Source organism: Vibrio sp. LB10LO1, from assembly GCF_010092875.1.
GTDB classification, from domain to species: Bacteria; Pseudomonadota; Gammaproteobacteria; order Enterobacterales; family Vibrionaceae; genus Vibrio; species Vibrio campbellii.
This window is the reverse complement of record NZ_JAADJW010000047.1, coordinates 20643-32455: the sequence shown is the minus strand read 5'-3', so window position 1 is coordinate 32455 and position 11813 is coordinate 20643. Positions and strand designations below refer to the sequence as shown.

The following is an 11813-nucleotide window of genomic DNA, read 5'->3' as shown; positions in this document are numbered from 1 at the left end:
CAACGGTTAAGGTTGGGGTCATCACCAGCTCTTTGCTAGAAGTGAATGCCTCACCGGTATTGCCCGTTGCATCATTAAAGCCTTGCAACGTTAACGCCACACTCTTCACCGAATCCGCAACCGACGCGACTTCTGCTGTACCCACCCATTGGGTATGAGTACCCGATTGTGCTGTCCAGTTGATCGCCGCGGTACCCAGCGTCGAACCCGTCGGTGTGGTGACGCCTTTGTCGAACGTAGCAGTAACGGTCACGCTCTCACCCGCCGCTGCGTACGTTGGGTTAATCGACGTTTGAGCGTCGTCCACCGTTGGCTTGGTTTGCGTCAACGTAAATGTTGTCCCCGCTTCTTTTGCTGGTGCCTCCAAGTCGTTAGTCCCGTTCACCGTCACCGCAATGGTGCCGTCTTTAAGACCAGAGACGTCTAACGTCGCGTTCCATTTACCCAATGCAGTCACTGTCGTGGTTTGCGTGACTTCTTTATTGTCCGTATCGACCGCTTTGATGGTCAGTTCGTCAGAAGTTTCAAAGCGTGTGCTATTACCATTAACTGCAACGCTTGCAGCGCCCGCTCCGTTAACATCACTAATAGCTTCAACGGTTAAGGTTGGGGTCATCGCTAGCGCTTTGCTAGAAGTGAATGCCTCACCAGTATTGCCCGTTGCATCCTGAAAGCCTTGCAGCGTTAACGCCACACTCTTCACCGAATCCGCAACCGACGCCACTTCTGCTGTACCCACCCATTGGGTGTGAGTACCTGCTTGTGCTGTCCAGTTGATCGCCGCTGTACCCAGCGTCGAACCCGTCGGTGTGGTAACGCCTTTGTCGAACGTGGCGGTGACGGTCACGCTCTCACCCGCCACTGCGTACGTTGGGTTAACCGACGTTTGACCGTCGTCCACCGTTGGCTTAGTTTGCGTCAACGTAAATGTCGTCCCCGCTTCTTTTGCTGGTGCGCCCAAGTCGTTAGTACCATTAACCGTCACCGTAATGGTGCCGTCTTTAAGACCAGAGACATCTAACGTCGCGTTCCATTTACCCAATGCTGCCACTGTCGTGGTTTTCGTGACTTCTTTATTGTCCTTATCCACCGCTTTGATGGTCAATGTGTCGGTGCTTTCAAAGCGTTTACTGCCGCCACGGACGGTAACGTTAGCAGCACCCGCTGCGTTAACAGTACCGATATCTTCAACGGTTAAGATTGGGGTAATTGGCAATGTATATGACGTATTATCCTCGCCCACATTTCCTACTAAGTCTTTATATTGGCTCACCACTAGGCCAACACCGAGTTCTGGTACGTCTGGGACATTAACGGTTCCGGTCCAAACTTTCTTATCAGCAGGATCAGCCGTTAGCGAAGTAACATTGTTCGCACCTAATGTTGCCGTTGCTTCTTGTAACTCTTTGTCAAACTCAAGCTTAACGTCTACTGCCTTTCCGATTTCTTGATGCAGTGGATCAAACGTTACTTTAGTAAGCGTAGGTAACACACCTTCTACCCCCAGAATCAAACTATCCCCTTTTCCGGGGATATTGTTGATGCTCTTATAGCTCCCATCATCGACCCGTATGGTTATGTCTTTATTTTCTCTTTCTGGTGATATGTATGTGACTGTCCAAGTTATGTTGTCAGTGGTATTCCAAGATAAAGGTTTTAACTCACCGCCATTATTCTCATCTAACTTCACGTCTGAAATATCGAATTCTTCGACTTCTTCAGTAAAAGTAAACGTAAGCGGGACTTCGACGCCACCAGCCAAAGGTGTGCTTGCAGTCGTCGATATTGTTAGCTCAGGGACTGTTGCTGCTTCTACTTTGTATGTTGTCGTTTTTTCCGTTTGATTGCTGACAGCATCAGACGCGGTTACTTTTATCGTGTAATCTCCTGGCGATAATAAGTACTGGAACACATAAGAGGCGCCATCGTTAGTAGGTTTCGTGATTGACTTTGGCCTTATTACTGTTAGACCCGAACCATTATCAGCCTCTGATGTTACCGAACTTAAGTTTTTATCAGTCACATCAGCAGTTACATCCAACTGATATTTGCCATCATCTGTCGCTTCGTCTTCTTGCTTGCTATCACGAATCGACACTTCAGGATCTTCATAATCAACAACCGATTTGATACCTTTGGCATCATAGGTCTTATTAAAAAGCTTAAAGTCTTTAATAGCACGTCCCATTGAGTCAGTGACTGTCAATTCGTATCTGTATTCAGCTTGGTCATCAATTGCAAAATCCATGGTACCAGTCGCGCTTGACAACACGATATTGCCGTTGAAGTTAAGCGGGTCTCCGCTGAACTTCAGCGGTTCTCCGCTAATTGGGAGCATATCAATGGAATATCGAGTTGCCTTGACATGCTCCCCCTCTGTAGACGTAATCGTGAACGATTGACTTGCTTTGGTGAATGCTAGCTTGTCGTCATTCAGCAAGCTAGATATATCAGTAAATTCGAGACTAATAGTCGGCGCAGTCAGATCGATTTCGAGAGTCTGGTTTTCAGTCCAACCCACTTTATCCGTAGCTTGGATGCTAACTCGAAGCTGACTTAACCCTTCTAATTCAGTTTTCGCAAGTTCAAAATAGAGATGTGAGTTATCCACATCTGCCTCTTTGTTGAAAACATGACTCGGGTTCGCTGTTGTATATTTGACAGTAGCGATACCGCTGCCTTCATCTCTGATAGAAAACAGGAATCTAACCAAACTAGGGTCTGTAGGTGATTCACTTACAGTAACATCGCTGTCAATTATTGGTTTGCTGTTATCAACCATCACGTCAACTTCGGCTTCACTTGAATACTCCCATACATCAAACGCTTGAATGGACGGCCTGATCGGCTGACCATCTAAAGTGTCACTAAGAGGCGCTTTAAACGTAGAGCATGAGTAGTCATCTCCGCAGTCATTAAATCGTGAGAAATTATCAGGGTTATCTTTTGAGTTGTATGGCTGCCCTTCCACTGTAGCAATTACATTTTCTAGGGTTGAATTAGCCCCAACCTTCACTTTGAAGTCCATTGAAAGTTCTGAACCTCGGATAATACTATCCTTTTTTGGGCTCGTGATTTCGATCAGAACTTCTTCTGGCGGTAACAACAACTCCAACGCGTAATCTGGCGCCGTATTACCTGCTACATCAGAAAGATTCTTGATGGTAAATAGATATTTTGATTCCGTTGCCGAAAGAAAATCTGAGAAAAGCTCAGTATAAGTGCACGTAGTGAGATCTGCGCTAGTAATACAACTTTTCGGCTCAAACCGTTTGTTTAGGCTGTTTCTTACCAGTACAGGACGCTTAGTTAGATCAGTATTCACTCCGGATAAATCATCTTTAAAGCTCAGAGTGATACTTAATATTTTGTTTCCATCAGCATCGAAACCAACATTGTTGCTACCAAGTTGGTAAGTACCTCCCGGTTGTTTCTCTTCATCCTCCAAAACATATGGCGCATCAATATCCATCATGCTAAAGCTAAATTTATTGACCGTCTCTTTATTGTTCTCACCAACAGTTCTGGTGATTAGAACGACAGGCGGTACCGACATATTTACGTCCGTCGTCACACTACATTTATAATTTTCTTGCGGTTGATTGATCACACCAGAATAGGCGAAATCTGGATCATCATCTGGCGCATTGTCCGAGGTGTAATTTTCTCTCACCCAACACTCCAGTGTCCTAGCTTTAACATCACCCACAGGTCCGAACTCTACATCCAACGTCTTCCCGGAAATATGAGTTTGGAAAGGATCTGGCTTAAGCACATCCATTACAACCCCTTGCCTTTGAACGTTAATCGTCGTTGTTTGTTTACTTGCAAGAGGTTCTTCACCACGGTTATAGACTACATTGTTATAGACTTTGAAATTCAACTCGTAACGACCATTATTTTTGATTTCAGTCGCAGTTAACATTCCCGTCCATTCGCCAGATGCTTGATCCTTTGTAAATTTAATGTCATTTTCTAGTTCACCATATTTGTAAGTCCCTTCGACTTTAGGGATGCCACTTGGGTCCTCAGCCGCAATGGTAATGATCACCGGATCATTACGTGTAACTAATCCATCTCCTTTGATCTCTGTCCCATCATCATAAGAAAGCTTCACACTGTTTATGGTAGGCTCGACATTTTGAACCTTAACTTCGTACACTTTTTGTGTTGTATTTCCACGAACATCAGCACCCTTCAGTCTTATGGTTCTAGTGGAGCTAGCACCGTCATTTTGTCCGCCTAAGTTGACCTTCATATCCTCTTCGACTTGAGTGTCGGGGTCAGAAGATTCGCCGATATAACTATTAAATGTCAGGGTGTCTTTGTTTACCCCGTCAGTAGATGGCGCACCTGTTTCATTCAAGTCTTGAGCATAGAGAGTAAAGATATAATCACCGCGATAGTAACTTTCAGGCTTAAATCCATTCAAGCTTAGACTTGGCCCTTCGCGATCCAAGATTATGCTTCTTGCCTCTGTATCGGAATAAAAGCCATATTCATCTATCGCTTTAACAAATAGATCAGCTCTATTGTTCTGATCGATCGTAATATTACTACTTTGGGAACTACGGATCTCAATATCGAGTGGCTGAGAAGGGTTTGTAGGTTCAATTGAGCGTATCGCTTCACTGCTTCCAACCTGCCAAACTTCTACTTTGCTCACTTTTGAATCATCTTTCACAGAGGTTAAGCTAACTTTAAAGTTCGGACCTAACACTCCACTCTTGCCAGAGTTGCTATCAGCCACCCAAGGAGTAGCAAGCTCAATCTCAGGGCCTTTATTATCTACTTGAAAGCTGAACGTCCCCTTCCTACTCTTATTTGCTGGATAGGCTTTATCCGTTGCCGTTACATAAAATTCATTTTTGGAATCATAATTAAAGGCTTCAGCAACCAATTGAACTTTAACATCCGGCTGCTCGCCAATGAGGTATGGTTGTTCGCAAACGCTTGTATCAGGATCGCAAGCTTCTAACGTCTGGGACTGACCTGAGCCTTTCCTTAGTTCGACTTTTACATTGCTACCTTGACTAAGATCACCCCAGTCGATCACCGGAGTCCAAACATCGTTGCCACCCAATCGCTCTGTAATTTCCGCATCATTAACAACCGGTGGCTCAGAGTCGATATAAATACGAAACCTTGGGGCTCCATTGTCGGCATCTGATACCGCGTTCCCCAAGTTATCTTCGGCGCTAACTACCGCTAACCAGTCACCATCACCTGGGTTAATTGTTGTTCCTTGAGTCGAGCAATCTTCCTGACTGCATAGGCGTACGACAAACCGATCGCTTTGATTAGTATAAAACTGCTCATATGAAACTGGGTATCTTTCGCCAGATGTCTTATAGAAAAGTAAGCTACGTTTCTCGAGTTTGTCATCAACCACATCTTTCAACTCAAAAGTTAGATCGTGGATGTTATTTTTAATACTCAGATAAACATCTTCCCCTATAGGGTTTTTATCTGGACCTATAGGAGGGATGTAACTCGCCTCGGGATAGTCATTGTCCACATACAAACGCTCCACAAGAGGCTCGGCCTCAGTATATCCATTACCTTTGGTATCGAATGCCGCTGTCTCCAGCGCAAACTCGATGATATCGGTGAGATCTGCTGACTCTGTATTTAGGGTAAAGAAGTACTCTTTTCTAAATTTATTACTATCGCCAGATTCTTGTGGTTTAAGTTCCAATGGAATTTCAGTATTAGGGTCTCCCACTGCATACCACATGCTTTGGAATTTCGGGGCTTGGTCGCCTTCCTCTACAACCCCAGATGGATCTTCTAACACTACTCTAGATACCACTTCACCCGCGACATAAAGCTTGTCGCCAACCATTGTTTCGCGGCCAGTCTCTATTGTTAGTGTTTGTTTCGGAGGATAAATATCAATACTGCCGCCACCACTATCAAAGATATTGTCTTCGCCAAGTTTAGGATTAGCCGTAGAAATATCATCGGCATAAAGCTGAGCAATATTATCCGGGATGCCGTATTTTTCAGTCATGATATCGTAGTAAGACTGAGCAAGGTCTTTGCGGTAGGTATCAGAGTCGAATTCGTAATCATCCAATTTGATTTGATTCCCACCAGCACCAATACCGTTGGCTTTACCATCGTAGCTAAGATCGTCATAAATAGCGGAAGCGAAATCAGAAGAATTGTTACGTGGCGTCTTTTCCGCTAATTTATCAATCGCTTCGACAAGGAAACGGTGCAGGTAGTCGTTAGAGAGATCGCTAGGAATCGGCTCCTCAAGCATCTCATTTGTAGCGTAAGCCGTCACGGTTGGATCGAATCCGAAGAATGAATCATTACCGCCAGCTAGCGCATATTTCACTTCCGTCAAAATTTGCGAAGCGCGTTCTGATGTTTTGTCACCGGCTTCTACCTGATTCCAACGATAATCGAACAAACCAGTCTGGTAAGTGGCAAGCTCGGTCACGTAATACGTATTCGAACCATCAAGTTCAAAATATGCGCCAATATTGGCATTGTTTAGATTAACGCTCGCTTTGGCGCCTGCATCGTCTTTCCATTGATAGTAGTGAGGGTCCGTCCCTTCTACACCAATTAAACGTACTCGCATGAATTCATAATTAACAACGTCCGTCGTGGTTTCACACGAAGCAACATCAAGCGCGGTAGTTTGATCACTTTCTGGCTGCTGAATGGTGGTACAACTTGCTAGAGAGGTGAATTCACCATTTGGGTTCAAACCTTCTAATTGTACACGTGCGCCAATGAAAGGGGTCACAACTGTCATCGTAGGTAGGTCAAAACTGCTTCGGAAGTAAACTTCTTGAGTCGCACTTTCATTGTCGGACTCATCGATAGTTTGAATCACTAGTTTTTGACTGGCGTTTTCTGAAACGTTTTTAAAACCATCACCAAGTACCTCTTTTACGAAGGGAACGTAGTAAATAACTTCATCAACTCTGCCTTCGCTATCTAAAATAGTTTCATGAGGGATACTCGCGGTGATAGTGTCCGTCGATGCTACGGTTTGTGTTGTGTTTTGAAATGCGTAGTTGTTGTCGTTGTTTTGGCTTACGTAGTACTTCACGACGAGTTTAAGCTTGTCGGCACTTGAGCCTAAAACCGTATCGGAGTTCACATCTGCAACTCGAACTCGCACATACGGAATCTTATTCTGTTTTAACAGGTTGACGTTAAAGTTCGCGAAATCAACGCCATCAATTGATTTCAAGCCAGAAGCAGCATAGACATAATCGATCTTCAAGTAGTCTCTACTCGACTGCACGTTGTCTGAAGTATAAGTATCTTGCGTGTAAACCCCTTCGTACGTAGACCTTTCTCCATCGACGGTCACATTGACGTAGTTCATCGATGTCCCTTCAGGGTATGTAATGATCTGAGCAGGCGCTTGATCGTCACGGCTTACTGCATGCTGGTATTCACCGACGTTGTCTTTGGTATCAGTAGCCTTAACATCGAACGTAGTCGTAGATAAGAATTCGTCCGTCGAATAGGCTTTACTAAATTCACAAGCACTACCCGACTCTGCCGTTACAGGAGTACAAGCCACATCCTCTGGTAGCCCGCTTTTAAATGAAACGCTGACAGATTTAATGTCTTGAGACGCTTCTTTTACTATGCCTTTTAATACATACTCTTGAAGTTCGTTGTTGATAGCGCTTGCAGAAGTAACAGAGATGACTGGTGCGTCATTATCCCACTCAAAATTAACGTAATGACCTGAATTGCTACCAGGAATAAGTTCATTGCCCAAAACGTCTGCCGTGTAAAACACCAAACGTGCTGCAGTCACATTCGAAAGGCCAGTATCTGAGTCGACCTCAACGGCATCAATCGCCTTTGTATCGACACTTACCTTGATGTTTGTTTCACGAACACCGACTTCAAAGCCGCTTGCATCTACCGTACAAAACTCACTGCCAGACGTCTGCTGATCGTTACATTTGAATTCATCCGACCAAACACCGTTAAGTTGGTATTGCACATAAGCAGAAACAGATTGAACACCGATATCGTCATTGAGCCGGATATCTACATTATCTGTTTTAGTCAGTACATCATTATCGGTACGCGTGATGGTTGGTGGAACGGTATCAATCTCAGTTTCATCGCGTGGTGGAATAACACCATCAGTTTCGCCATGGCTTCCCAAGTCATTAATTTTTTGACTAAATGCAACGTAATCATCAGCGTCCGTCCCTGAGATATTAAGCTCTGGATCGTTCACCACAATCAAAACGTGCTGGGAAAGATCTTGAGTGTAAACGTCGCTGGTAATTCTCTGCTGGCCAAACGTAAGCGGCGTCACCGCACCAGTAGACTCACTGATCTCTAAACCATCTAAAAGACCATCAGCGATGACATCGCGAAATTGAATGTCAGCGAAATGCATTGAGGTATAGACCTTGTCCTCAGACTGGCCGTATTTTTGAATTAAGTCATATGAGTAAGACGAATAGGCAGTCAGCAAAGCACCATATTGGTGTCCTGGTGTAGCAAAACTGCTCTGGCCACCTTTGGTGATATCAATTGGCTTGGTTTCGTTAACATTAAACCCGTACATGCCATTGATACTATCTAAGGCTTCAGAAACCGCATCCGAACCGGATTCACCATTGGCGATTTTATACTTCGCAAGCCCAGAGACGATATTTGTCAGTGGTGTGAGCATTAATTTTTGGTCACTACCTTCACTAAAGTTCACGATCCCCTCTAAACGCAGGGTTTTATTCGCGCTCGACGATACAATCTCTTTTGTAAGGGGATCGGTATAGCTACCCTGTTGCGCGACAACATACAAAGGCATCGAAGACGATTCGAATTCTAGCTTGTAGTCACCAAAGGCATCGGAAGTTGTGCTGTCTAGCTTACGACCAACCTTTCCATCCTTGTATTCAAACACATCGATCTTGGCACCGTTAACTGGAGCGTCAAAAACGTTACCCGATATGCTTCCGGTATTCCTAGCTGGTGGAGTGTTATCACCACCATCCCCACCGCCACATGCACTTAATAAAAGTGAAGCAGCCATGAGACCTAACGTTGGTTTTATCGTATTTTTAGTGAACATAGTAATTTGGCAGAGTCTATTTTGCCGCGATTATATTATTGTCTGGAATTTTCTCAACGTGACAAAATAACCATAAAATTAAGCATAAACGCTAAACAAACAGGCAGTTTTCAACCTCTTTAGCAGCGCTACTTCACATCTATCGTTATTTACTTAGTAAAAACACAGGAATTGGCATTAACGGCGTGTAAGATTTTATTTTAAATATTATACTCCCCTCAATTTTTCGCCGATAAGCATAATTTCAATTTAATGACAAGTTTAATATTAAGACAGTGTACTCAAAACATTGCGTTACCCCTCGTATTCATTGCATTCGTTATCATTGCTGGCGTGTCTTTCACTCATTACCTGCTCACTCCGGAAGAACAAGTTCAACCTGTCACCACCAGGCTTCAAGCAACTGTTTTTAAAGAGATAAAACACAAAAACATTGAACACATCTACGAAACCTACTTTCAGCGGGAAAAGATCACTACCGGCGTTGTAGATTACTCTTTCGTGACGTCTTTAATTAACGCTGGACTGTCTCAGCATGAGATAAAGTCTTTGATAAAATTAATTGAGAATGAATTCGATATTATCGGCTCGGTCCGAAAAGGTGACAAATTCTCTATAAAAACTAAAACCAATAGTTATAATGAAAAATACATTAGTTCTTTTTACTATTCTGGTAGTAAAAGAGACTTCTTTGTTATTAATGATGGCAATAACAACGCGTACGATGAATATGGTAATAAGTTAATCCGCCAGCCTTATTATGCATTTCCACTAGCAAAAAAGTACAAAGTGAGTTCTGGTTTTAATTTAAAGCGAAAGCACCCAGTTACCGGTCTACTCGCACCACATCTAGGTACCGACTACGCAGTGCCGATCGGAACACCAATACAAAGTATCGCAGATGGTATTGTTGTTAAGTCACGTTACAACCGTTTCGCTGGTAACTACATTAACATCCGCCATAGCAACGGTTCCCTATCTCGTTATTTACATCTATCTCGTAGCGATGTTCGCGCAGGTGACCACGTAACTAAAGGGCAGACCATCGGCCGCACAGGTAATACAGGAAGAACCACTGGCCCTCACTTACATGTCGAACTCATTGTAGAAGGCGTCCCTGTTGATTATGCACGTTACATCCGAACTAACCCTGCGCCGCCTGCAAACACGCAGATGATGCTAGCGGCAAGAACAGAGCGTGCAGAGCTTATTAAAGAACTGCATAAATACGCCTCTTAGTGTCTGGGGTGATTTCTTTTCAGCTCATCGCGAAACAAACTTGGGGGCATGATGAGCTGATATCCCTTCACTGTTAATGAGCTTCGATTCGAAAGTGACCAAATCGGGGCCAAAGCTGTACTTAAGTCCTTAAATATCTTCCTATCGCTCTTGCTCTAACATTTCCGCTCCCCCAATAAAGTGTTAAGATCATCACATGACTCGCTGTAGTGGTAACGAGTGGTGATAATTAGCCCCACTCCCTTAACATCCTCATCAATGATGTAAGTAAGACGTATAACCCACCAGCATAACCATGAAACAATAAGGCGATTTTTCAGATGGTTAACAACTCTATCCAGTGGTTTCCGGGCCACATGCATAAAGCCCAAAAAGAGATTGCAGAAGCGATCCCTCAAATAGATGTCATTATTGAAGTGCTTGATGCTCGTATCCCTTTTAGTAGTGAAAACCCTATGATCGCGGAGCTCAAGGGCGATAAGCCAGTAGTAAAAGTGCTTAACAAACGCGATCTTGCGGATCCGGAGTTGACTCAAGTTTGGATTGACCACTTCGAGAAAGAGCACAACGTAAAAGCGATTGCCATTACTACTTCTCAACAGTCAGAAGTCCAAAAAATTATGGAGTTAGTACGTAAGCTTGCTCCGCATCGCGAAGAAATTGGCAAGAACATTCGTACCATGATCATGGGTATTCCAAACGTTGGTAAATCCACCATTATCAATGCCTTGGCGGGCCGAACTATCGCAGTGACAGGTAATCAACCAGCGGTTACACGTCGCCAGCAACGCATTAACCTTCAAAATGGCATTGTACTTTCAGATACTCCCGGGATTCTTTGGCCAAAAGTAGAAAACCCACACAGTGGCTTCCGTCTTGCTGCAACTGGCGCAGTAAAAGACACGGCAATGGAATACGACGAAGTGGCATTTTACACAGTCGAATACCTAGCCGCTCACTACCCGGAGAAGTTGAAAGAGCGCTACCAAATCGATGAGCTTCCAGAATCGGATATTGAGATCATGGAAGAGATTGGTCGTCGTCGTGGTGCACTTCGTGCTGGCGGTCGTGTAGACCTTCACAAAGTATCAGAGATCCTTCTTCATGAACTTCGCCAAGGTACTTTGGGCCAGATTACTCTAGAGCTTCCTGAGATGATTACTCAAGAGCTAATTGAGGTAGAAATCGAAACCGCTCGAAAAGAAGAAGAGAAAGCGAAACGCAAAGAGGAACGTCGTAAACGTTACCTTCGCAACAAACGATAATAGCGCTCCTATCTCCCTTCTCAAGGCACGTGTTACACGTGCCTTTTTTTGTTCTTAAATTTTTCATCTCAGTGCAAAAGCGCGACGCTTTTCTCATTACTTATGGAATGAAGACCACTAAACGTAGATCACCACTCAATACCTTCCAATTTGCATTTCATCTAAGTTTCGTAGGAAAAACCAAACAAATTCATAAATATTTATTATGTAATTTGACGATTATTTTTTAAGCA

General features: G+C 43.9%; 3 protein-coding genes. 2 read left to right on the top strand and 1 reads right to left on the bottom strand.

Annotated features, from left to right (window positions below; genetic code table 11):
- A partial coding sequence (locus GXP65_RS22725; RefSeq protein ID WP_162093790.1) for a tandem large repeat occupies positions 1 to 9037 on the bottom strand: 9037 nt, incomplete at its 3' end.
- A 291-nt stretch (positions 9038 to 9328) separates the two neighbouring features.
- Between GXP65_RS22725 and GXP65_RS22720 the strand changes: the two genes are divergently transcribed.
- Both GXP65_RS22720 and ylqF read left to right on the top strand, forming a co-directional pair.
- The gene (locus GXP65_RS22720) at positions 9329 to 10315 is read left to right on the top strand and encodes a peptidoglycan DD-metalloendopeptidase family protein (protein ID WP_162093789.1); all 987 of its coding nucleotides are present in this window, start codon (positions 9329 to 9331) and stop codon (positions 10313 to 10315) included.
- 320 nt (positions 10316 to 10635) lie between these two features.
- On the top strand, positions 10636 to 11580 hold the full coding sequence (gene ylqF, locus GXP65_RS22715; RefSeq protein WP_005426767.1) for a ribosome biogenesis GTPase YlqF: 945 nt from the start codon (positions 10636 to 10638) through the stop codon (positions 11578 to 11580).
- The last annotated feature ends 233 nt before the right edge of the window (positions 11581 to 11813 follow it).